The 24,145-nt window shown below is 34.1% G+C and carries 24 protein-coding genes; 8 read left to right on the top strand and 16 right to left on the bottom strand.

From position 1 onward, the window contains the following. The 4 genes from AB8B65_RS03670 to AB8B65_RS03685 all read right to left on the bottom strand — a co-directional run. Nucleotides 1-511, bottom strand: a 511-nt coding sequence (locus tag AB8B65_RS03670) for a transglycosylase domain-containing protein (protein WP_405299504.1), incomplete at its 3' end; no start/stop codon positions are given. Nucleotides 512-529: 18 nt separating this feature from the next. Then, on the bottom strand, nucleotides 530-1,015 hold the full coding sequence (locus tag AB8B65_RS03675; RefSeq protein WP_405299505.1) for a gliding motility lipoprotein GldH: 486 nt from the start codon (nucleotides 1,013-1,015) through the stop codon (nucleotides 530-532). Beyond that, a complete protein-coding gene (locus AB8B65_RS03680) occupies nucleotides 999-2,375 on the bottom strand; it encodes a stage 0 sporulation family protein (RefSeq protein ID WP_405299506.1) in 1,377 nt (458 codons plus the stop codon). The genes AB8B65_RS03675 and AB8B65_RS03680 overlap by 17 nt, the downstream gene beginning before the upstream one ends. Nucleotides 2,376-2,477: 102 nt before the next feature. After that, nucleotides 2,478-3,509, bottom strand: a complete 1,032-nt coding sequence (locus AB8B65_RS03685) for a rhodanese-related sulfurtransferase (RefSeq protein WP_405299507.1) — start codon at nucleotides 3,507-3,509, stop codon at nucleotides 2,478-2,480. Nucleotides 3,510-4,147: 638 nt separating this feature from the next. Between AB8B65_RS03685 and recA the strand changes: the two genes are divergently transcribed. The 5 genes from recA to AB8B65_RS03710 all read left to right on the top strand — a co-directional run bounded on the left by recA (nucleotide 4,148) and on the right by AB8B65_RS03710 (nucleotide 9,175). After that, nucleotides 4,148-5,155 (top strand): recombinase RecA, encoded by a 1,008-nt coding sequence (gene recA / locus AB8B65_RS03690; RefSeq protein ID WP_405299508.1) that lies wholly within the window; start codon nucleotides 4,148-4,150, stop codon nucleotides 5,153-5,155. A 140-nt stretch (nucleotides 5,156-5,295) separates the two neighbouring features. Beyond that, nucleotides 5,296-5,721 (top strand): hypothetical protein, encoded by a 426-nt coding sequence (locus tag AB8B65_RS03695; RefSeq protein WP_405299509.1) that lies wholly within the window; start codon nucleotides 5,296-5,298, stop codon nucleotides 5,719-5,721. 31 nt (nucleotides 5,722-5,752) lie between these two features. Continuing rightward, the gene (locus AB8B65_RS03700) at nucleotides 5,753-6,292 is read left to right on the top strand and encodes an RNA polymerase sigma factor (RefSeq protein ID WP_405299510.1); all 540 of its coding nucleotides are present in this window, start codon (nucleotides 5,753-5,755) and stop codon (nucleotides 6,290-6,292) included. Next, nucleotides 6,285-8,087 (top strand): hypothetical protein, encoded by a 1,803-nt coding sequence (locus AB8B65_RS03705; RefSeq protein ID WP_405299511.1) that lies wholly within the window; start codon nucleotides 6,285-6,287, stop codon nucleotides 8,085-8,087. The genes AB8B65_RS03700 and AB8B65_RS03705 overlap by 8 nt, the downstream gene beginning before the upstream one ends. A 221-nt stretch (nucleotides 8,088-8,308) precedes the next feature. Further along, a complete protein-coding gene (locus AB8B65_RS03710) occupies nucleotides 8,309-9,175 on the top strand; it encodes a hypothetical protein (RefSeq protein ID WP_405299512.1) in 867 nt (288 codons plus the stop codon). Nucleotides 9,176-9,195: 20 nt separating this feature from the next. On the opposite strand, the gene AB8B65_RS03715 is transcribed toward AB8B65_RS03710, so the two are convergent. Beyond that, nucleotides 9,196-9,942 (bottom strand): lysophospholipid acyltransferase family protein, encoded by a 747-nt coding sequence (locus AB8B65_RS03715; RefSeq protein ID WP_405299527.1) that lies wholly within the window; start codon nucleotides 9,940-9,942, stop codon nucleotides 9,196-9,198. 132 nt (nucleotides 9,943-10,074) lie between these two features. On the opposite strand from AB8B65_RS03715, the gene trpS reads away from it, so the two are divergent. Beyond that, nucleotides 10,075-11,043, top strand: coding sequence for a tryptophan--tRNA ligase (gene trpS, locus AB8B65_RS03720; RefSeq protein WP_405299513.1), 969 nt, complete (start codon nucleotides 10,075-10,077; stop codon nucleotides 11,041-11,043). A 385-nt stretch (nucleotides 11,044-11,428) separates the two neighbouring features. Here trpS and AB8B65_RS03725 read toward each other — a convergent pair whose 3' ends face one another. Further along, entirely contained in the window at nucleotides 11,429-12,361 is a 933-nt protein-coding gene (locus AB8B65_RS03725) for a C1 family peptidase (RefSeq protein ID WP_405299514.1), read from the bottom strand. Nucleotides 12,362-12,415: 54 nt separating this feature from the next. Beyond that, nucleotides 12,416-13,522 (bottom strand): DNA-processing protein DprA, encoded by a 1,107-nt coding sequence (gene dprA, locus AB8B65_RS03730; RefSeq protein ID WP_405299515.1) that lies wholly within the window; start codon nucleotides 13,520-13,522, stop codon nucleotides 12,416-12,418. A 302-nt stretch (nucleotides 13,523-13,824) separates the two neighbouring features. Here dprA and AB8B65_RS03735 point away from each other — a divergent pair, with 302 nt between their 5' ends. Further along, nucleotides 13,825-14,787 (top strand): SPOR domain-containing protein, encoded by a 963-nt coding sequence (locus AB8B65_RS03735; RefSeq protein WP_405299516.1) that lies wholly within the window; start codon nucleotides 13,825-13,827, stop codon nucleotides 14,785-14,787. 131 nt (nucleotides 14,788-14,918) lie between these two features. Next, nucleotides 14,919-15,431: an acyl-CoA thioesterase gene (locus AB8B65_RS03740; RefSeq protein WP_405299517.1), complete on the top strand. Its 513-nt coding sequence runs from the start codon at nucleotides 14,919-14,921 to the stop codon at nucleotides 15,429-15,431. 118 nt (nucleotides 15,432-15,549) lie between these two features. Here AB8B65_RS03740 and AB8B65_RS03745 read toward each other — a convergent pair whose 3' ends face one another. The 9 genes from AB8B65_RS03745 to dut form a co-directional block, all read right to left on the bottom strand. Beyond that, a complete protein-coding gene (locus AB8B65_RS03745) occupies nucleotides 15,550-15,738 on the bottom strand; it encodes a hypothetical protein (protein WP_405299518.1) in 189 nt (62 codons plus the stop codon). Nucleotides 15,739-15,867: 129 nt separating this feature from the next. Further along, the gene (locus AB8B65_RS03750) at nucleotides 15,868-17,847 is read right to left on the bottom strand and encodes a histidine kinase (RefSeq protein WP_405299519.1); all 1,980 of its coding nucleotides are present in this window, start codon (nucleotides 17,845-17,847) and stop codon (nucleotides 15,868-15,870) included. Nucleotides 17,848-17,874: 27 nt separating this feature from the next. Beyond that, nucleotides 17,875-18,609 (bottom strand): LytR/AlgR family response regulator transcription factor, encoded by a 735-nt coding sequence (locus tag AB8B65_RS03755; RefSeq protein WP_405299520.1) that lies wholly within the window; start codon nucleotides 18,607-18,609, stop codon nucleotides 17,875-17,877. 382 nt (nucleotides 18,610-18,991) lie between these two features. Then, nucleotides 18,992-20,224 (bottom strand): murein hydrolase activator EnvC family protein, encoded by a 1,233-nt coding sequence (locus AB8B65_RS03760; RefSeq protein ID WP_405299521.1) that lies wholly within the window; start codon nucleotides 20,222-20,224, stop codon nucleotides 18,992-18,994. Continuing rightward, nucleotides 20,224-21,084, bottom strand: a complete 861-nt coding sequence (locus AB8B65_RS03765; RefSeq protein WP_405299522.1) for a DUF4292 domain-containing protein — start codon at nucleotides 21,082-21,084, stop codon at nucleotides 20,224-20,226. Before AB8B65_RS03765 ends, AB8B65_RS03760 begins: the two co-directional genes overlap by 1 nt. After that, nucleotides 21,023-21,952, bottom strand: coding sequence for a tetratricopeptide repeat protein (locus tag AB8B65_RS03770; RefSeq protein ID WP_405299523.1), 930 nt, complete (start codon nucleotides 21,950-21,952; stop codon nucleotides 21,023-21,025). Before AB8B65_RS03770 ends, AB8B65_RS03765 begins: the two co-directional genes overlap by 62 nt. An 11-nt stretch (nucleotides 21,953-21,963) precedes the next feature. Then, entirely contained in the window at nucleotides 21,964-22,584 is a 621-nt protein-coding gene (locus AB8B65_RS03775; RefSeq protein ID WP_405299524.1) for a hypothetical protein, read from the bottom strand. A 16-nt stretch (nucleotides 22,585-22,600) separates the two neighbouring features. Then, nucleotides 22,601-23,620 carry a sugar phosphate nucleotidyltransferase gene (locus AB8B65_RS03780; RefSeq protein WP_405299525.1) on the bottom strand — a complete coding sequence of 340 codons (1,020 nt, stop codon included), beginning with the start codon at nucleotides 23,618-23,620 and terminating at the stop codon, nucleotides 22,601-22,603. Nucleotides 23,621-23,904: 284 nt separating this feature from the next. Beyond that, a partial coding sequence (dut, locus tag AB8B65_RS03785) for a dUTP diphosphatase (RefSeq protein ID WP_405299526.1) occupies nucleotides 23,905-24,145 on the bottom strand: 241 nt, incomplete at its 5' end.

Genomic DNA, 24,145 nt, shown 5'->3' on the forward strand with positions numbered 1-24,145 from the left:
AACGGGTTGCAATGACCCATTCTTTTATCTTTTGTGTTCCTGCTTGAAATATATTTTTTGATCGTACTCCCACAAATAATTGTCGTGCCAATTGTTGCGAAATCGTACTTGCACCACCTTTACTTCCTAAGTATGCAAAGGCTCTAATAGTTCCGCGTACGTCAATTCCGGAGTGTTCATGAAAACGTGCATCTTCTGTGGCAATTAATGCGTTTACTAAATCTTTTGGGAGTTCTTGATAATCAACAGGTGTTCTATTGTCTTTTAAATAATATTTACCAAGTACTTTTCCGTCGGCAGATATTACTTGTGTTGCTAAGTTTGTTTGCGGATTTTCTAAGATTTCAAAAGATGGCAATTCACCAAAAAATCCCCAAGAAGCTAATAGAAATAGTAAAAATATACCTGCTATTCCACTTGCAAATAGAATCCAAAACCATTTGATAAATTTTTTAAATGGGTTTGAACTTTGTTTTTTTCCTTGCTTTTGTTTGACTTGCTTTTTTGCCATTTCAATTTGTTGTTTGCACTAATTTTTTTCGATTCTAAAGCCAACCTCTGTAATTCCCTTTAAGCTTTGGATTCCTTGAGGTTCATTAATTTTTCGCATGGCTTGTTCTATGGTAATTTCGTAAGTTCCATTAAAAGGAAACCGTTTGTTTTCTTTGTACCAAAGTTTACTTTCTTTGGTAGTCATACCTGTGCCGAGCCATTTTCCATCTGCTGCTGCCATATCATACTCTAAAGTATCTGTTACGACATTCCCATTTGGAAAGTTCATGTTTACGATAAGAAATAAGTTCCGAAATTCATATTCGTTTGTATTTCTTACGTTGATAAACAAATTGTATCTATTTACCGTGTCTGGCTGTTGGAATTTGAAACTTAAAGGCGTATTGTTTTCCCAAGATGTTCCTACGGAAGTATATTGGTCAAATACACGATTGCCATCACAAGAAATGAATAGCATACTAAGAATACCTAGTAAAAATGCGTATTTATTTGGGCTTTGCATTTTTGTTCGATTTTTTACGTCTGTTGTTATTCTTGTTTCCAGTGTTTTTTGATCCTTTAGCAGTAGCCGTTTCGCTGTTTGATTTAGCGTTGTTGCTATTTTTGTTTCGAGGATTGTTTTTTGCACTGTTGTTGCCTTTTTTTGGTGCGTTTCCTGCTTTTTGATTGTTGTTATTTTTTGCAGTTGCGCCCGTTTTGGCATTGGTGTTTCTACGTTTTTTCTTGTGTTGTGTGCCTCTTCTTTTTCTATTTCGAGTGGGTTTCTTATCAAATCGTGTAAGACTGTCTTGTCCTACAACGTTTTCAAAGTTTGTTTTAGTATCTTCATCTTCTTCAATAAGCTCTAAAGCGTATTCTTCTAAACTTATTACTTTTTCTTTTTTTGCATTCAGTGCGATGATTTCATTGGCTTGATCGGTAGTTAATTTATGCCAATTCATCCATTCGCCTTCGTATGCATACCAAATATGTCCTTTAAAGATATCTGTTTTTTGGCAAACCGCAGTTCCTTTTTCCGTGTAGAGTTTTACATCACTTTTTGGAAATTGCTGAAGTGCTTCTAAATACGCATCTAACTCAAAGTTTAAGCAACATTTAAGCTTTCCACATTGTCCTGCCAATTTTTGCGGATTTAAGGAAAGTTGCTGATATCTGGCTGCAGCCGTATTTACAGAACGGAAATCGGTCAACCATGTTGAGCAACACAATTCGCGTCCACAAGAGCCAATTCCGCCCAAGCGCGCTGCTTCTTGTCTAAAACCTATTTGGCGCATTTCAATACGAATACTGAATGCTTTTGCCATGTCTTTTATGAGTTGACGAAAATCGACACGATCATTTGCTGTATAGTAAAACGTTGCTTTGGATGCATCTCCTTGAAATTCTACATCCGAAATTTTCATTTGTAGATTTAAGGCGATTGCCAATTCGCGCGAACGCTTTTTTATTTCCTCTTCTCTATCGCGAGCACGCGACCAAACATCAATATCTTTTTGAGACGCTTTTCGGTATACTTTTTTGATTTCTTCACTTTCAGTACTTACTTTTTTCTTGCGCATTTGCACACGCACTAGTTCGCCTGTAAGTGTTACAATACCAACATCATGTCCTGGAGAAGCTTCTGTAGCTACAATGTCTCCAATGCTTAGTGTTAGGTTTTCTGTATTTCTATAAAAATGCTTTCTACTGTTTTTAAAACGTACCTCAACACAATCAAAAGGTGTTTGACTGCTAGGCAACGACATGTTAGACAACCAATTGAATACCGTTAGCTTGTTACAGCTATCAGTACCACAAGTACCATTGTTTTTACAGCCTCTGGGTTGACCATCTTTACCAGTTGAACAACTGTTACAACTCATATTTTTATATATAGAATCTGCAATTCGGGATATGCAGATGTAGGGTTCGTATTCTTTTTCTTAAAGATGTAAAGATAGGATTATTTCTGTAGCATCGAAAATCTACTTTTTATACTTCAAAACTTCCGATCTTCCTTTTTTGAAAATTTTGTTGCTAACTTCCTTTCCTTTGCGCAATTCTTTTTGCTTTTCCACTGGTAAATTATGTACTTCTTTACATTCGACAGAACAGCAAGTGTCCATTTTTTCAGCACAAGATTCACATTGAATAAATAGTAAGTGACACGCTTCGTTAGCACAGTTTACATGCTCGTCACAAGGATTTCCGCATTGGTGACAGTTAGCAATAATATCATCTGAAATTCGCTCGCCGCGTCGGTGATCGAACACAAAGTTTTTACCAATAAATTTATTTTCTAAGTTTTGCGCTTCTACTTGACGTGCATAGTTTATAATTCCGCCTTCCAACTGATATACTTTTTTAAAACCTTTGTGCTTAAAGTACGCGCTGGCTTTTTCACAACGAATTCCACCTGTACAATACATGACTAGGTTTTTATCTTCTTTGTAATCTGCTAAATCATCTTCTATAATTGGTAACGATTCTCTAAATGTATCAACATCTGGTGTAATGGCGCCTTGAAAATGACCAATTTCACTTTCGTAATGGTTACGCATATCTACCAAAATGGTGTTTTTATCGTCCAATAATTCATTGAATTCTTCTGCGGCAACGTGTACACCTTTATCTGTTACATTAAAGCTTTCGTCATTTAATCCGTCAGCTACAATCTTATCTCTTACTTTCACTTTTAGCTTTAAAAAGGACATATTATCTTGCTCAATCGCTACATTTAGTCGCACATTTTCTAAAAATGAAATCGTATCTAAATGATTTTTGAACGTATTGAAATTTTCGGCAGGCACAGAAAGTTGTGCATTAATGCCTTCGTACGACACGTAAATTCGACCCAAAACGTCTATTTCGTCCCAGTTTATAAATAAGTGATTTCGTAAAATTTCAGGATTTCCAATTTGTGCGTATTTGTAGAAAGATATTGTCATACGGTCTTTACCAGCTTTTTCGATAAGCTCCGCTCTTTCCTTCGCACTTAATTTATTGTACAGTTGCATGCTATATCAATTTGTTAAGGTTAAAGTGTATATTTTGGGCAAAAGTACATTTTTTGTATAAATAGCAAGGATTTTCAAGAAAAAAACAACGCTTACACTCAAAATAGCACGCTTATACATTTAGTGCTGCTTTATTGTTATAAATGCTGTACTTTTAGTTTCAATTATTAAAATAAATAAGGTGAAGAGAAGACGTTTACAGTAAAAAATAGGATATAAAAACGGCAAATAAGAAGGCAAAAGACCTGTTTTTTTGAGTTGAGAATATATTTTTACTGCAACTACGGGAAAAATAAAAGCGCTTCTATGTGGACAGAAGCGCTCTTACTAGCTAATTCATTGTTAATATTCAATTTCTCTATTAAAGAATAGAATTAACAATGAAGCTAGCCACCGTCAAGCTTGCAGTTCCCGAATAATGGAACCGAAGCGTTATCTCGTGTATTGTAAATAAATGTGTTTAAAATTCTCATCTTTTTATAAGCTATTTTATATAATAGATACCGAGTTTTTAAAAAGGTTGCGTGTGATTGTAATTTTTTTTTGGGCGAATTGTCTAAAATCAGAAATAGCGAATTGGTTTCAGTGAAAAGAAATAGTAATTTAGCAACGTTCAAATTAATAGAAAATCGACATAAATGAGTTCAGATAAAGAAAAAGAAGCAAAATTAAAAGCATTAAAACTTACCTTAGATAAGTTAGACAAAACGTATGGTAAAGGTTCGGTAATGAAATTAGGCGATTCGGTTGTAGAAGAAATGGAAACCATTCCTACAGGTTCGCTTGGTTTAGATATTGCATTAGGAGTTGGCGGATATCCAAGAGGAAGAGTTGTTGAAATATACGGTCCTGAATCTTCTGGTAAAACTACTTTGACTTTACATGCCATGGCAGAAGCACAAAAGAAAGGTGGAATTGCTGCTTTTATTGATGCTGAGCATGCATTTGATCGTTTTTATGCTGAAAGTTTAGGAGTTGATATTGATAATTTAATTATTTCTCAACCAGATCATGGAGAACAAGCTTTAGAAATTGCTGATAATTTAATTCGCTCTGGCGCTATTGATATTGTTGTAATTGACTCGGTTGCCGCTTTGACACCAAAAAGTGAGATTGAAGGTGAAATGGGTGATTCTAAAATGGGATTACACGCACGTTTAATGTCGCAAGCTTTGCGTAAATTAACAGCTTCCATTAGCAAAACCAATTGTACGGTAATATTCATTAACCAATTGCGTGAAAAAATTGGAGTTATGTTCGGAAATCCAGAAACAACAACTGGAGGAAACGCATTAAAATTTTATGCTTCTGTTCGTTTAGATATTAGACGTTCTACACAGATAAAAAGTACGGATGGCGAAGTAAAAGGAAACAAAACACGTGTAAAAGTGGTTAAAAATAAAGTTGCTCCACCTTTTAAAACAGTTGAGTTCGACATTATGTATGGCGCAGGTGTTTCTAAAGTAGGAGAAATTTTAGATATCGGTGTAAATTACGAAATCATAAAGAAAAGTGGTTCTTGGTTTAGCTATGGCGATTCTAAACTCGGACAAGGACGTGATGCTGTAAAATCATTGCTAGAAGACAATCCAGAGTTGTTAGAAGAACTTGAAATTAAAATTAAAGACGCTATTGCAAATAGCTAGATTGTAATTATATAATTGAAAATTAGTATATTACACAAAATAAATTCAAAAAAAATCCCTTATCGGGATTTTTTTTATTTTTAAACGCAACCTTTTATACATATATGCATCTACTTGTAAAGTAGTTTATTATTTTGATTATGAAGAAGATATTATTTTTAGCTTTAGCAATAAGCTTCACACTTTTTAATTCATGCGCAGTCGATGATAGTGTCGCAAATGTTCAATTTCAATTTGAATTTATTCCTGTTGAAGAAGTACAATTGCCTTTGGCATTCAATTTTGGCGACACGCATACTATTAGTGTAACTTACAAACGTCCATCTACATGTCATACTTTTAGTAACTTTGAGTACATACAACAAACAGGAAATGTAAGAACTGTTGCAATCGTAAATTTTGTAACAGACGGAGACGATTGTGAACCACTAGAAGATGAATTTAAAACCGAAACCTTTAGCTTTAGCGCACTTGATTCTGAACCATACACGTTTAAATTTTGGCAAGGAAAAGATGATGAAGGAGAAGATACGTACTTAGTATTTGAAGTACCTGTCAACAACTAACATAAGCTACTAAGAAAAACCAATAAAACGAGTGAGTTTAGAACAACTCATACATAATTGTAAGAATAACGACCGTGATGCCCAAGCACAATTGTATAGAGATTATGCCAAAAAACTATACACTACAAGCTTGAAATACTCTCGGAACAAGTTGGAAGCGGAAGATAATTTGCAGGACAGCTTTATGGTTATTTTTGAAAAAATAGGTCAGTATAATTTCAAAGGCTCGTTTGAAGGTTGGCTAAGAAGAATTACTGTAAACACCGTGCTTCAAAAATATAGAAGTAAAGGTGTTTTTGAGGTTGTAAATGAGCGTGTATTAAAAGATGCGCCCGTAACCATATATGAAGAAGGTGTTTCAATAGATTATTTATTGAGCATCGTGCAAGAATTACCCGATCGATACCGATTGGTGTTTAATTTATATGTACTTGATGATTATTCGCATCAAGATATTGCTGAAATGTTAAGTATTTCGGTTGGTACTTCAAAATCAAATTTGGCAAGAGCACGCATGATTTTGAAGAATAAAGTAGAATCGTTTAAAAAAAAAATCGCCATCAATGAGTGATCAAAATAATATAGATAATTTCTTTCAGAACCGCTTCAAGGATTTTGAAGCATCGCCCGATCCCGATTTATGGGATAAGATTTCCGATCGATTAGATGAAAAGCAAACCGAAGAGAAAAAAGAAGGTATTGTACTTTTACCTTGGTTGTATAAAGCTGCTGGAATTGCCGCAGCTATTGCATTGCTGTTTTTTGTAGGTACACAAGTTGTAAATACAAATAGTACTGATATTGATTCTGACGGACAAACAACGGTAACGAAAAAAGACAATCCGCTTCAAAAAGATACAAACGGAACAACTAAGGATTCGCAACTAACAAATTCCGATAAAAATTCTGAAGACAATTCACTTCAATATAAAAACAATACAACTCCAAATGGCACTTTGCAAAACAATACACAAATTGCCAATGAAGATACGGTGAATCATACGAATGATCCGAAAAAATCACAGCATGGAAATGATAGTAGCGCACAAAAAGGAAATGCGTTGCAAAATGCAGTGGCACAACAAAATGGAACTCAAAACAATTCACAAAACGATTCCAATAAAAATAGCATTCATACAAATGCCGTTCCACATAAAAATGTAGGAAATCAAGAAAATGCCGTTGCAAACGCTACAGGAAATGAGAAAAACAAAATCTTGACTCCTGAGCAAAGAAAACGTCTAAACGGTCAAAATAAGAAAGATAAAAATGGTATTGACACAACGGTTAATCCTTTCGTAAAAAATGCAGTTGCACAAAACCAAAAGGATGGTACTGACAACATGAATACTTCAAATACTGTAAACGGAAAAGGTTCTGAAGCAAATTCAGCTTCAAACGCAGTTGCAAATAAAAATGGAGTTGCACAAAATGATGCTCAAAACACAACAAATACTTCCAATTCTACAAATACAAAAGGTTCTGAAGCAGATGGAACTACAAATTCTGAAACTACTGATACAGAAAATGCGGTTGCTGACACGCAGAAAGAAAAAACTGGAAAATCAATTTTAGAAGTCATTAAAGATTTACACGATTTAGAAAAAGACAGTACTGAAATAGCAGAAATACCATTTAGCAGATGGACTATTTCTCCAAGTGCTTCACCTGTATATTATAATACGCTTGGTAACGGTTCGCCAATTGACGAAACTTTTGCTGACAATTCAAAAAAGGGTGATATTAATTTAAGTTACGGTGTAAATGTTGGATACGATGTTTCAAAGCGACTTACCGTACGTGCAGGAATTCACCGTGTAGATTACAGTTATGACACGCAAGGCATTGCTTTGGTTCCATCAATTGAAGGATCTGAATTAACCACAATTCAGTTTAGAAACAGCAATGCTGCGTTTGATATTAAAGACAGACAAGCAACTTCTGGTGAAGCATTTTCACTCTATCAAGTACCAACCTCAGAATCGTCTATTAGACAAAAACAGATTGAAGGAGATTTGAGTCAGCGCATGAGTTATATAGAAGTTCCTGTAGAATTGAAATACGCTCTTGTAGATAAAAAAATAGGAATTAATGTTATTGGCGGTGTAAGTACATTGTTATTAACAGAGAATAGTATCATATTAGATTCTCCCGAATTATTAACCGAATTGGGAGAAGCAACAAACATGAATGACGTGAGTTTTAGCACAAATATTGGTTTGGGAATCGATTATAAGTTTTCCAACCAATTGGAGTTTAGCGTAGAGCCAATGCTAAAATATCAATTAAACGCATTCTCAGGAAATACTGGCAACTTTAACCCGTACTCAGTAGGTGTTTATACAGGTGTCAGTTTTAGGTTTTAGTTTTTTAGTTGGTTAGGTATGCCATATACCTTAAAAGCAGTGATGTTTGCCAAAAACCGTTTTCTTATTTTTGATAGGAAAGCGGTTTTTTTATGATTTGATTTTTTTTGAGGAATCTTTCAGAAAGCATATTAATAATCGTAATTTATTTTTGAGTTTCCTGTAGATTGATTTAGCTTTAACAAAAGATAAGATCGGTTTAATTATAACTAAAAATCATTGTGATACATTTAATAGAAGAAAATAAATTTCAAGAGCTCAAAGAGAAAATTCAAAACAATGAAAATGCATTAGATGTATATACGTTTCTCGTCGATATTTTGAATCAAAAAAAGGTGGAAATTGATGGAGAAAGTTTTAATTCTGAAAAATATCAAGAAGAATTTTTTGAAGGTTTAAAAATATACAAAGCATTAAAAACTGCTAAAATTTCTAGTGATGAATTTACAGCCTATTCAGATGTTTTAGTACGTTTGGCTTTTAAAACTGCTGGTTTTATACGATTGCTTGCTAATACTGCAATGAAAAACGGAGTATACCTCTCAGAAATGCCTGAAACTTACCAAGTAGCTCCAAACTTAAGAGAAGGTTTTCAAGAATTTATTGATCTTTTAAAAACTGCTGGTGATCTAAAATCGGTCGCAAATATAAGTGCTGCAAAAGCGCAAATCACAACTTCAATAGCCAATCTTTTACAAAAAGAAGACATCGGATATGACATGCTTCAATTTGCAGCAGCGTATGTAAATATTGAACAAACAGAACATGCTATTCAAATTTATCAAGGCATTATAAATGATTTTGAAGCGGAATCTATAAAAAATTCAAGTGGACTTTTCCCTGAAATAAACCAAATAGATACAAGATCACAAGGAGAAATTGACATTTACAAAAAGGCAAAAGCACAATTTGAAACATTATCTAATGAAAAACTACCGGAAGTCCCAAAAGTACACATACGAGAAAGTGAAGCTGTAAAAAAACTTGTTGAAGAAGTTCATAAAAAAGAACAGGAAATTTTAAAGGATACTAAACAGCAAGAAGCTGGTTTTTTAAGCAAACTAAAAAGCTTTTTTGGGAAAAAGTAAACCGTTTTAATTTGTTATTATTACGAAATCCCATACGCAGTCAACTCACTCAAAATGATTTCGTGTGCAGTTTTGCTCATTTCTTTTTTGTCAGCTACTGCTTTGCCTTCCGTACTTAGAAACGGATGAATTGTTACGCGCATACGTCCTGGTGAACCTTTAAAAAATTCGTATGGAAACAATTTCTTATTATCAGCAAATGTAATAGGAACAACAGGAATTTGGTGTTCAATTGCCAAACGAAATGCACCATCTTTAAATTTATCTAGCACAATTTCTTCTTCAGGAACGCCACCTTCTGGAAAAATACAAATACTCATTCCTTGGCTTAGTCTTTTTTGTGCGCTATCATACACAGCTTTACGGCTTCTTGCGCTTCCTCTATCAACCAAAATACAGGTTCGTTTGTAAAAGAAACCAAAAACAGGCAGTTTGGAAAGTTCTTTTTTACCTACAAAAACAAATGGATTTTTTGATGCTACTAACATCAGCATGATATCCGTCATACTCGTGTGATTTGAAATCAACATATAACTCTTTCCTTTAACAATTTCTTCTTCTCGTTTAAATTTTGGAAAGAAACCCATTCCAAACAAAATAGGCCGCGCCCACAAATTTCTGGCAACCCAAAAGAATTGTGGATACAACTTTTCGCTTGTTGAAAAAATCAATAAGAAAGGAAAAAATAGAAGTATAGGAATTAGCACTAAAAGGTAAAACCAAATGCGCCATAAAAATCTTCCAATGTTTTTTATAAAAGTCATCATCAGCATCAAAAATACGTTAAAGTTTCGAAAATGCATTTAAAATTTATTTTTATGAAACGAAGCACGACAATTTTTAAAAAATTCTTTGTAAAAGGACTACATTTGTCAAAATTTCATAATTAAAAACGACCTATGGCACGAATACTTACAGGAATTCAAAGCACAGGAACTCCACATTTGGGAAATATTTTAGGAGCAATTGTTCCTGCCATCGAAATGGCCCAAAATGTGGACAATGATTCGTTCCTGTTTATTGCAGATATGCATTCGCTTACGCAGATTAAAGACGGAGAAACGCTTAGAGAAAACACATATAAAACAGCTGCAACTTGGCTTGCGTTCGGTTTAGATATTAATAAAACGGTTTTTTATCGTCAAAGTGACGTGCCACAAGTAACCGAGCTTTCATGGTATTTAAACTGCTTTTTTCCATACAATCGCCTAAAATTGGCGCATAGTTTTAAAGACAAAGCCGATCGTTTAGAAGATGTAAACGCAGGTTTGTTTACCTATCCAATGTTGATGGCGGCCGATATTTTATTGTATGATGCAGAGATTGTTCCGGTAGGAAAAGACCAAGAACAACATATAGAAATTACACGTAATGTAGCAACGCGTTTCCACGAAAAGCTAGGTGAAACGTTTGTATTGCCTAAAGCTAAAATTCAAGAAGATACCAAGTTGATTCCTGGAACAGATGGCACCAAAATGAGCAAGAGTAAAAATAATGTGATCGATATTTTTCAGACTGATAAAAAACTTCGCAAGCAAATTATGGGCATTCAAACCGATAGTACGCCGATGGAAGCTCCGAAAGATCCTGATACGGATAATGTGTTTGCATTGTATAAGTTATTGGCTAGTGAAGAGCAAATTGCAAGCATGCGCCAAAATTATACTGGCGGAAATTACGGCTACGGACATGCAAAACAAGCATTGTTTGAGTTGGTTACAGAACGATTTGCTACTGAACGTGAACGTTTCAATCATTACATGGAAAACAAAAACGAAATTGATGAAGCCTTAGCAATTGGAGCCAAAAAAGCGCATACAATTGCAAATGAAGTATTAGCAAGAGTGCGAACGAAAGTTGGATATTAGTTTAGATTTTTAGACGCGCTTTGCTTTTAGATCGCTGACGCTCTTAGAATGTTAGACTCGTTTTTTCAGAAGTAGGAATCTTTTAGAGAATAGATATAGTAGAACAGCCAAACGTTTTTTTTTAAATGTTTGGCTGTTTTTTGTTGTTGAGAGATTTCGTTTTAAAGTACTTCTCGATACTGTTTTTCTTCGAAAAATCACTCGAAGTAACGTTTGTAATTCTTTATAAATTTGCTAGCCGAAGCACTATTTTTTCTGAAAAACCGAAGTGACATTCTTACTTCTTGTAAATTACTAACCGTCAGATCGAGTAAAAAATGTTGTGACATTTTTTGTATCGAGATCTACTTAGAAATACATCCTTCTTAACACTCAACCGAAAATATCATTTCTTATACGTCACTCTTTTAAAAATCAACGCTTCGTACGCAAACAATTCGTGGTAATCAAAACTAACGCGTTCATATCCGTAATAACGCCAATCGCTTCCCCAAGAATTTTTAATGATAAATCCTTCCGAGTCGTATCCAACTATCGTTACTACATGTCCGCCGTACGGATTAAAGCTTGCTGTTGGCGCTACAGTTTTATCAAAAGTAACCGATCTACTGTTGATTTTGGTATTAATATCTGGAAAGCGTTTTTTAATCTCTGAATACGTTGCGTGTGTTCCATCTTGCATTAAAACTCCATAACCCAAATCGGGCGTAATTGTAGTATATTTAGTCGCTTGAAACATTTTCCAAGCAGGCAAATACAATTCATACGACACAGGAATTGCTTTTACGCCATTGTCTAATAAGTACTTTATATGTGTTACATTTTTACTTTCTACTTGTCCTAAATATTCATACGCATGCAATTCCAAAAGCTTTGCAATAGACTTGTATTTGTAGAGAAATGTAACAGGTCCGGTTGTAGATTCTTTCAACGCTTTTAAAATATCAGAATCGTTATCATTCCATTTTCCTGCGGCAATTTTCGGATACGGCAATGCTGCTTCTGTAAGAATTCCATATTTTGGTAACGAATTAATATAAAGCTTTAAAAAACTACCTTTCGTTACGCCAGTTTCCGCTTTTAATTGCTCATATTTTTGTGAGGAATATAAAAAGTTTTCACTGATATCTTTTGGCATATTTGGCAAGGTTTCTAACGCCGCTGCAATTCCAAATGCACTACACGTATTTCCATTTCCTTGATTTTTTACAGGTGTTTGCGCACTGATATGAATGGTACTTTTATTTCCTTCTGATTGTTCTTGGCTGCAAAGACAATTCGCACTTAATAAAAGAAAACTCAGTAAAAGTGATTTCATATTGAGAGGTTTTATTTTTTAAATATATCGTTTATCCAATTAAAAATCAAATATTTATACAGCTTCAAACAATTTCCCTGGCAAGGGTTTTATAACGCCTTTCATTTCCATTTGTAATAAAATAGGCGCAATTTTATGTACAGGAAATTTACATTCCAACGCAATACTGTCTAATACTTTTTGTCCATTTTCTTGTAAATAGGAATGAATAACGGCTTCTTCGGGAGTTAGATTGACAAATAACTGTTTTTGCACAGGTTGAAACGATTCTGCTTGCAATTCCCAACCTAAAAGATACACAACATCTGCCGCAGAAGTTAAAATGTGCGCGCGTTGTTGCTTGATTAAGTTGTTACAACCAATACTTTGCGAATCGCCTACTCTACCTGGCACGGCAAATACATCTCGGTTGTACGAATTGGCAATATGTGCCGTAACTAAACTTCCGCCTTTTTCGGCAGATTCAATCACAATGGTTGCTTGCGTCATTCCTGCAATGAGACGATTTCGTTTTAAGAAATTTTCACGATCGGGTTTGGAAGTACTCCAAAAATCAGTTACAAAAGCGCCATTTTCTTCCACCGATTTCATATAACGTGTATGTTCTTTCGGATACATTTGATTTAAACCATGCGCCAAACAACCAATAGTAGGAATGTTGTTTTTTACCGCTGCACGTTGCGCTACAATATCAATTCCGTAGGCAAAACCAGAAACAATAGTTGGTTGTAAGGGCGATAAATTTTCGATGAGTTCTTCACAAAATTGCTTTCCGTACAATGTTGCTTTTCGCGTGCCTACAATACTGATCATTTTGGAAGCATTCAAATTGGCATTTCCTTTTTGAAATAACACAATTGGACTGTCTACACAATGTTGTAAACGCATCGGATAACTTTCATCCAAAAAATAATGTGTTTGAATTTGCGCTGTTTGAATGAATTTTAATTCTTTTTCAGCCGCTTTCAGATGTTTTTTATTTTGTAAATCGGCTAAAATATACGTGCCAATTCCGTCTATTTTAAGTAAGTTTTCTTTCTTTTCTTTTAATACGGCTGCTGCACTTCCGCAGTGTTTTATAAGTCGTTTTGCAATTACATCACCAATTTTTGCTGTTTTCTGCAAAGCCAGCGCATGTAACAACTCTTCTTCAGAATTCATATTCATTTTAGTTTTAACCACTAAAATTATAGAATTTTTAGAAGATTAATTGAACGTCTATAAAGTTTATTGAATGAAATTAGCCAAAGGAATTCGTTGGTTATTTTATGTACACAATCACATGTAAACGCAGGAAATATGAATGTGTTTTTGTAAAATAGTTGCTCTGTAGGCACATTTCTGAATGAAAAAAGAAAAAATCAGCATGCGTAAATAGTTGATTCATACTGCTAAAAACCTAATGTTAATAAAAAGTTAGGCAGATATTTTATCGGCTTCATTTTTTTTCTAAATTTGTTTTAATGAGATTAGAACTGTACATAAGCGACCTTTTATATAGATACGAATGTGTAACTGTGCCTAACTTCGGTGCTTTTTTAACGCAGCGAAAAGGTGCACAAGTGCATCATACAACGAATGCTTTTTATCCGCCAACGAAAGAATTATTATTTAATGCACAACTTGCGTCAAATGATGGTTTGCTGGTAAAATACATTGCAGATGTTACGAAGGAAGATTATGAAAGTACGCTTCAAAAAGTACAATTAGCAGTAGATGCGTGGAAAAAACAATTGAATAATTCCGAGATAATTTCACTTGAAAATATCGGTGATCTTTCTTTAAATGTAGAAGGAAAAGTACAGTTTGAGCCATCGTATCAGCTTAATTATTTGACCTCATCATTTGGACTTTCGTCTTTTGTTTCTTCAGAAATTGATAGAATTGTTGAAGAAGTAAAAGAAGAAACGATACCATTAGTTCTTGAAGAAGAAGTTACAGAGGCAATTCCGTTACCAATTGTAGCAGAAACACATCGCAGACGTTTTCCTTGGGCGTATGCAGCCGCAGCCGCCGTTATTATTAGCGCTGGTATTTTTGGGTTTAATGAATACTCAAATACACAACAAGAGAAACAGCAGATTGTTGAGGAAACGAAAGCAAAGAAATCGATTGATAAATACATTCAGCAGGCAACTTTTTTTAATACAAATCCTGTAGAATTGCCATCAATTACGTTGCAAGTGGCAAAAGAGATACAAAATTATCATGTAGTTGCAGGCGCTTTTAGAATTGAACAAAATGCACACGAAAAAGTAGCCGAATTACAAACCAATGGTTTTGACGCTGAATTGTTAGGCGTAAATAAGTATGGTTTACATCAAGTATCATACGCTAGTTTTTCTACACGTTCAGAAGCGATTGCTGCACTAGCAAAAATTAAAAGAAATACAGCACCAGAAGCTTGGTTGTTAGTTACAGAATAAAAAAATCACTTATCTATTTATATAAAACCGCTAAACGATAGCGGTTTTTTTATTTTAAAAATTGTGGTTTTATTATCATTTTTTTAGTCGCCTAGAAAACGAATCTACGTACCTTTGCAAAAAATATATTGATGGAAGCAAAACATCCAAAATCATCGAAAACGATTATGACCGACTTGGTATTGCCAAGCGAAACAAATCCCTTAAATAATTTATTTGGTGGCGAATTGTTAGCTCGTATGGATAGAGCTGCAAGTATTGCTGCTAGAAGACATTCGCGACGTATTGTTGTAACTGCTTCTGTAAATCACGTTGCGTTTAACCGTTCTATTCCTGTGGGAAGTGTAGTTACGGTAGAAGCTAATATTTCCAGAGCGTTTAAATCGTCTATGGAGATTTATATTGATGTTTGGATTGAAGATCGTGAATCGGGCATGCGCGACAAAGCAAATGAAGCTATTTATACCTTTGTAGCTGTAGATGACACCGGAAGACCTGTACGCATTCCTGAATTGGTTCCTGAAACTGACTTAGAAAAAGAACGCTTTGATGGCGCTTTGCGAAGACGTCAATTAAGTTTGTTATTGGCTGGAAAGATGAAACCTGCCGAAGCTACCGAATTGAAAGCTTTATTTGAAAATTAATAGGAGTATTTAAAATTTCGTAGAAGGTAAAAGACTGTCTAAAAAGTATATGTAAACATCATTTTGAACTTGATTCAGTTTGATTATTTTCTACTTTTTAGACAGTTTTTTTATTTTCTTAGTATCTGCATGCACCACATGATTCATCAAAGTATGACTTATCAGGACCACAAATACATTCAGAATATGCTATTGATGTTCCGCATCCTTGCGCTAAAAATGTTTGTGGACCTTTTCCTCCATTTACTACTTCAAAGTTGGCTACTACTTTTTTTGTTAACGAAAGTTTTTTAAGTTGTTTTTTCATGGTTTCAAAATTTAAGTTTTATATTCAAACTTATTTTTTAATTACGGATTGTGAAAAGATGTTGAGCGGGAATGTAGTTTTGATGATGTTAAGTGTTTTTTTGGCGCGTATGAATGTAAAAAACACTATTTAGCTTATGCTAAAGTTGCCATATTTAATTGGAATTGTGAATGTTACTACCGTGTTTTCTACCGAAGCGACTTCGTAAGTAATTTTCATTTTGTGTATTTTTTGAATGTTTTCAATACGTTGTTTTATAATGTCTGTACTCATGGAACGATGCAACATTCCTGACTTTTTGGGTGAAGTAGTGATTCCTTTTCCATTGTCTGTAATAGAAATGATAAGGTTGGAATCTTTCTTAGAGTAATCAATAGAAATATGTCCATTTTCAACAGTAGAAACTCCATGCAGAATAGCATTTTCTACAAATGGTTGAATTAACATTGGCGGAATCATGCTGTTAGCAACATTTACATCATCCGCCACAGCGATTGTATAGGTAAAATTAGCATTGTTGGTTAGCGATTGCACACTTAAATATTTTTCAATAAAGTCAATGTCGGTTTGTAATGAAATGAAATCAATATCCGAAGATTCTAAAATGTTTCGCATTAACGCACCAAATTTCTGTAAAAAAATGCTTGCAGTTTCTTTATCTTCTTTGTAAATATATCCTTCTATTGATGCCAACGCATGAAAGAAGAAGTGTGGATTTAACTGTGTGCGCAAGAAACGTTGTTGCAGTTTTTCTCTGTCTAATTTAAGAATTGCGTCTTTGAGTTGTTGTTGTTGTTGGCGGTTTTTGTACCAAATCAATCCTAAAATAAGGAGCAATACAAGAAGCCCAATAATTACATAAATAATGTATGACTGTTGCTCTATTTTTAATTGTTGCAATTCGGCTTCGGTATGTAACAATGTAATTTCCTTTTGTTTTTTATCGTTCTCATACTTTTCTGTGATTTCGGCAATTGCTTTTTCTTGATTTTGACTGTATAAGGTATCTTTTAGTTGGTTATAAAGCACAAATGTTTCCGTTGCTTTTTTATAATTTTTTAATCCTTGGTATGCTTTTGCTAAATCATCGAGTATTGGAACTTTTGCAGTTTCTACATTGGTTACTTTTAGTGCATTTTTCAAATATGGAATTGCTTTTTTGTAGTCTTTCAACTCTGAATAGCCAATTCCGACTGTATGTAAAAATGTATCTTTATATTCAGGATAATTGTATAGTTTTTCAAGTTCTAATGCTTTTAAACCATTTTGTATAGCGTTTTCATAATGTTTCGCAGCTATATACAAATTGCCCAATTCAGCATATATTTTTGGAAGCAATTTGTGGTGTTTTTCAACAATACTTAAGGTTTCTGCTTTTTTAGCATACGTAATCGCTTTTGGTAAGTTGTGTAACCTTTTATATATGTCCGCTTTGTTGATTTGATTGTGAATATTTATAACCGTTATTCCATAATAATGCCGATATGTTTTATCTATTACATCGATTTTTTCAGATAGAAGTGCTTCAAGCTTATCACAATATTCCAATGCTTTTTCTTCGTATCCTAATTGCGCTAAAATTCCACTAATATTAAGCAAGGTTAAGTAATAATTAATTTCATCTTCTACACCTTCATTTTCATAGATTGAAACCGTTTTATAATAAATTTCTAAAGCTTTTTCATACGCTCTTTGGTCTAAATGAATTTCCCCTAAAGCGCCATAAAACTTCAGCAATGCATATTTGTTTTTAGGCTGATTGAGCTCTTCTAAATTTGCTGCTATTGTTTCTTCAGTAAGCGCTAATGCTTCGTCGTATTTTTTTTCGAGTTGTAGTATGTATATTTTTCGACTTATAGCATCAAAACGCATTCGAGAACCTTCTGTGACTTTGGTATATTTTGCAACATATACTTTGCTACTATCTATGTTTCTGCGCGCATAAAACATGATAATACGAATGTAATTACTCCTATTTTTATCCGTGTTTGTAGTTGTCAACACTGTTTTTATACTATCGATCACACGATATTCTTCCTGCGTATTTATGTCTTGACTTAGCAAGAATACAGGAAATAGCAAACTGATCATGGCAACATATATTCGCATTCGCTTGGTTTAAGTTTGTCGTATGAATTACATAATGTTGAGTCGTTTGTATAAATTTTCTTTGAATGTACGTCCTATCGGAATATACGTTCGTTCTTTGAGACATAACATCTGTTCTTTTTCGTCGATATGTAAAATATAGTTGAGATTAATTCCATATAATCTGTGGACTTGAATAAACTGAGAATTTAAAGTGCTTATGAGTGATTTTAAGGAGTTTCTTAGTTGAAATTCTTTGTCATTTTTATCAACTAATGTCACATAATTTTTTGATGTGATTTTTAAAAGTTTTACTTCTTTCAGATTTATTTTTCGCAATTTATAACCAACCCGAACTGTTAGAAATGTAGTGTCTTCTTCCGTTAAAATAGTTGGTGTTGCTGCTGTTTTTTTTTGTTGCTGCTTTTGTAATGCCAATTCAATAGTAGCTTTTAAGGTTTCTTGCTGAATTGGTTTTACTAAGTATCCTGATGGGTTAATTTTTACCGCTTTTTCTATAATGTCACTTGCTGTTAATGCCGTTGTGTATATGATAGGAATGGACGAAAAACTTTTGATGACTTGTCCTAATTGAATGCCATCATCATCATGTTTTAGATTGATGTCTAAAAGAATAACATCAGGACTGTTTTTTTTAATTGCTAGTAAGGCATCTTCAAATGTCGCACAAATTTGCTGCACCGTATGCCCAATAGCTTTTACCTTTTCCTGCAAAGCATGCGCATGGTTTTGATCGTCTTCAACAATACAGATTTTAGCCATTTATAACATTTTTTCAGTTTAAATATAGGGTTTTTATTTTAGTTGTTCGTTGTCGGCTAATTGTTGTTTGTTGTTCTTTTTTTGACAGATCACAGAATTGAAAACCTTTGGATTTGTTGATTATTCTTGGAATTATTACTTGTTTGGAATCTAATTTTATACTGTTTTTATAAGGTATTTAACACCTTCTAATTATATTTTTAGCTTCTTCTAAAAATATAATTACCCAAATAAAAAAATAAAAATCCTATATTTTGCAGTACACTTTCTAGTGTTTTTAGTTTGTAGCTGACAATTTATTGAAGTCTAAAAAATATTGAGAATCATTTTATAAGAAAGAGATCCCGAATCCAGTTCAGGATGATTTTTGCTTTTGCAAAAATCACATTCTATACAACCACATTTCTGGATTTAAACGAGTTGTATTTTTGAAAACCGTGAATTTGAGTTCACTTTTTCCTGTGCTTTTATTTGTGTACATGGTTCCGATAGTTTGCTTTTTGGAAACTTTATCACCAGTTTCTACAGAAACTGTTTTGAGTCCGAAATACGTTGTAAAATAACTTCCATGTCGTATTAAAATACATTTTACACCTTCTTTGGTTGTAAATATTTTTGTAATTTCTCCATTATACACCGCACGAACCGTTTCTCCTTGGTTTGTAGCAATGATAACACCATTACTAACGCGAGTTACATTTGGGTTTACAACATCACGGTAAGTTCCGTAACCGCGCACTTTGGTACCTTCGGCAACTGGCCAAATATGTTTTCCTTTGTTTGCCGCAAAACTACTTCCAATGGCTTTGGCTTCTGGCGTTAATGCGTAGGTTTTACTTGTTGTCGTTTTACCCGCTTTTTTGTTGGAACTTGCAATGGCATCACGAATTATTTTATCTATTTGACGATCTATTTTATCTGCCTGTTGCTGCTTCTTTTTTACTTGTGCTGCGTATTTATTTTTGTCTTTTCGCAACGAAGCTAAGAGTTCGTTTTGAAGCTTTTTTTCTTTTTCGAGTTCTTTTTGCACTTTTCTGTTTTCACCAATAAGTACTTCTTTTTCCTTTTTTTGTTCCGAAAAGGTTTTGTTGAGTTCTTGCAATTCTTGTGTACGCACTACAATGGCTTCGCCTTGCTTTTTTCGGTAGTCCGTATATTGTTTCATGTATTGCACACGTTTGTAGGCTTGCAGGAAGCTTTCTGACGAAAGTAAAAACATCAATCTGCTTTGCTTTGAGCGACTTTTGTAGGTCTTTCGAATCATTTCAGCGTAATCTGCTTTTAGCTTTGTTAAATCGTTTCGTAACTGTCCAATTTTTTTGATGTTGTTATTGATTTGACTCGTCAGTAAATTTGTTTGACGATTCATAACTTTTATCAAATCGCGCTTGACGCGAATTTTATGATTGATACTTTGCACATCGTCCACAATGAATTTTGTTTTGGACGTGTTTTTACTAATGAGTTTGTTGATTAATCGAATTTCTTTTTGCAAACGCAAACGCATGGCTTCCAATTCTTTCTTTTTGTCCTGCGCCATGCTTACCGTACTTACTAATAAAAGTAAGATTACCGTAATTTTTTGAATGATATGTTTGTTAAATACTGACTTCACTAGATTTTTATTTCTCGGTATCCGCTTGGAATTTTAAACGGAAAACGCACTTTTTCATTGAAAGTTACCTTACGGTATTCGACTTGAATTTTAGTGGTTTTGTTCGTTTCTTCTGCGGTTAATTCTATGTTTTTTGGGAATGCTTGTCCTGTTATTTCTTGGTATGCTGGATACTCAATTGTAAGCACACGCTGTTCTGCGGTTTGTGCTAGTTGTTGTTTTTTTACTTTGAAGTGAAACGCATCTAAGAAGAATAATCGTTTAAAGATATCTAATTCACGTTTTGGAATAAGTGCATAGGTTTTATCTACAACTTCAGAGTCAAATTTTTCTTTTTTTAGATTGAATAATGCATCGCCAATTAATAGGTTTTGAATTTTATAAAAATCTAATTCTGTTCCTATAAATTTACTAATCAATTTAAAATCGCCTTCAAAGTAGGTATTATCTATTTTACTGTAGAAACTTACTTTGGTTGGCGTCATGTATATTTTTACGTACGATATTTTTGCGCTTATCCAAATTGCTTTGTCTTTTTCCATGCGTAGACTTAGCGTGAAATTGTCCTGCACTTTTCCATCGTTAAAATCTACTTTGAGCTTCCCGCGAATGGTTTTGAAGTTTAGCGCATTTCGGTAATGTTTTTTGATGATATTTTTGGCAGTCAGATTGGCTACTTCACCCGAAGAAACTAGTGCTTTCGTTGATTTACAACCAACTAAAAAGAGCAATACCATACTGGTAATGAAGATGTGAATTCCGTTTTTCAAATGTTTAACTTTTAATTCGCGCGAACGCTTATTGTATTTTTTTACGATAGAGTTTTTCCTTTTTGGAGTTGCCCATTTTTTTGTAAGCAACGACAAAGGTTTGATAGAATTCTTTTTCAAGCGCAGCATTATCAATAATGTAATCTAAGCCAATTTCTAGCATTTCTATCGCTTTCTTATATTCTTTTAACGCATTTAATGCCTTTGCATTGTATAAATATAGTTTTGGTTGCGAAGGAAAGTCACTTAAACCAATTTTTGCAAGCCTATTTGCATCCTTATACGCTTCTGTTTGCAGTGCTTCTTCTATTTGCTCCAAGATTTTTCCATCTCTGTTTTGTCTTGGTTTTGGCGTTTGATCAATGACATCGGCAACTTTACCATCGGAGTTACGGTTTTTGTTGAGTTTTTTATCCAACATCGATTTCATATTGGCTGCTGTAAATGTTAATCCGCCACTTTTTTCGAGTTTTTCAAGTTGTTTAAATGCCTTTTTGTATTCGCGCATTCCTATATATACTCTGGCAACGTCTTCTCTAAATTTAGGATTTAATCGAATTACTTTTTTACCTGTTTCTATGGCTTCTTCACGTTCGCCCAATTTTGATTGCACATTGAATAACCCGGTAAGATACCATTGGTTTTGCGGCTTTTTATTGACTGCTTTTTGAAATGATTCCTTGGCTTTGTCATATTCTTTGAGAGAGAAATAGTTTTTTCCCAATTCAAACAAAATAGTAGCGCTATTGTCTATTTTTTGACATTTGAGTAATTCGTCCACAGCGCGATCATAGTTTTCAATACCGCGTTGTTTTAAGGCTTCAAAGAAATGTTCTTGAAATTCGTCAATGTTTTCTTCTAATGAAATTTCGGCACTTTCTTCTTCTTGCGCATGTACAAACCTAGGAATTGTGAATAGTATTCCTGAGAGCGCTAGTATGTACATGTATTTTTTCATTTGTCTTGAGTTTAATTGCAATTATTATACGCTTTTATAACCGTTTCTACATCTTGTTTTCTGTAGGTTTTATCTTTTAGTTTCGCTACTACAGTTGGACAATCGGCAAAATATTCCATAGCTCTTTTTTTAAACGATCTGGAAATACGTACGGTGATTAAAGGTAATGCCATTTTTTCACCTTTTTTTAATACATAGAATTCATCAAAATCATTGAAGTCATACATTATGGGCTGCATAGTTCCTGGATGAAATACTGCTGGCGACGATGTATAACTTACACTTCGGGCATATAAGGTTGCATTTCCTTTTGTAATTACTTTAAAAAGCTCGTATGTGTTTTTAGAAACTGCAATGTAACGGAAAACGGCCGTTTCCGAATCAGCATAGGTAAAGACAATTTTATCTACTTGTTTGTGATCAAATTTTTGCCTTTTTGCCTTTTTATTTTTTTTGAATTTTACTCTTTGTTTTCCGCTAAAAGAGATTAAATCTTTAGAAACTCTTGGAAACTTAATGAGTCCGTTTTTAGCAGTTCCGTTTTTTAAATACAGCGTTCCTTCTGTCCAGCCATGCTGTGCAAAGGTTTGAAAACTTATTAAAATACATATTAGCAATATTATTTTTTTCATGTGTATTTGTCCTCAATTATTGTTCCAAGCTTGAATAGTCTCCGATACTTATTTTGGTAAAGTTTCCATCAAATTTTGCATGGTTTCCGATCATTGCTTCGTCTAAATTAGCATTTTTTACCGTAGAATTGGTTTGTATTAAGCTATTTTTAAGCGTCACGTTTTCTAATTGCGTATTGTCTCCTACTGAAACATTTGGTCCGACTGTTGAATTTTTAATGACCACATTTTCACCAATATAGCAAGGTTGAATGATTTCTGAGTTGCTGATTTGCGCAGAATCTGCCACTAATTTTTCGGAATCGGCATGTAAGAAGCCTAACATTTTTCCATTGGTTTCAATGGTAACATTTTTATTTCCGCAGTCCATCCATTCGTCTACTTTTCCAGTGACAAAACGGCGTCCTTTTGCCATCATTCCTTTGATTCCGTCATTGATTTGATATTCGCCTCCGTGAATGATATTGTTATCTAATACGTATTGTAATTCGTCTTTTAATACGGCAACATCTTTGAAATAGTAGATTCCTATTACGGCTAAATCCGATACAAATTCGGCTGGTTTTTCTACCAATTCTACGATTTCTTTGTTGTCATTTAGTTTTACAACTCCGTATGCTTCTGGTTTGTCTACTTGTTTTACCCAGATAGCTGCATCTGCATCTTTGTCAAGGTTGAAATCGGCTCTGATTAATGTATCTGCATACGCAATTACTGCTGGACCTGATAAAGAATCTTTTGCACACATAATTGCATGACCTGTTCCTAAAGGTTCATCTTGACGATAGATACTTGCTTTTGCACCTAAACCTTCTGCTAGTTCCGTTAAACTTTGTACTACATCGTCTCCAAAAAATGCTGGATCTCCTAATACAAATGCTACTTCTTCGATTGGTTCGCCTAATACTTTGGCAATGTCAGAAACTAATCGGTGAACTATTGGTTTTCCTGCGATTGGAATTAATGGTTTTGGAACTGTGAGTGTATGCGGGCGAAGTCGTGAACCTCTTCCTGCCATAGGTACTATTATTTTCATTTGTTTGTTTGTTTTTTGTTGATTTGTTTTCTGTTGATTTGTTTTGCTTACTCTTGTGTTTTTTTGTCACGAATTCTTCTTGGCTCTTGGCTCTTGGCTCTTGGCTCTTAAAAGTATATTTTGTTTGAATGAACTGAAAACCGAAAACTGATAACTCTTTTCCACCACGAATTCACGAATGTTTTATTGCTCTTGGCTTTCGAAGTACAACTAATCACAAATTTGCAAATCGAAATGACGTTTGAAACAGCTAACTACAATTCTGTTATCTCAATACTAATTTCTTACTTCGTTCCTGTACTTCCAAATCCGCCAGCACCTCTATCGGTTTCTGAGAGTTCGGTTACTTCTTGCCATGTTGCGCGTTCGTGTTTTGCGATAACTAGTTGCGCAATTCGTTCTCCATTTTCAATTGTAAACGCTTCTTTGGATAGATTGACAAGAATCACGCCAATTTCTCCTCTGTAGTCTGCATCAACGGTTCCTGGTGCATTTAGTACGGTAATTCCTTTTTTTGCTGCCAAT

Origin of the sequence: Kordia sp. (assembly GCF_045105435.1) — a bacterium.
GTDB lineage: Bacteria > Bacteroidota > Bacteroidia > Flavobacteriales > Flavobacteriaceae > Kordia.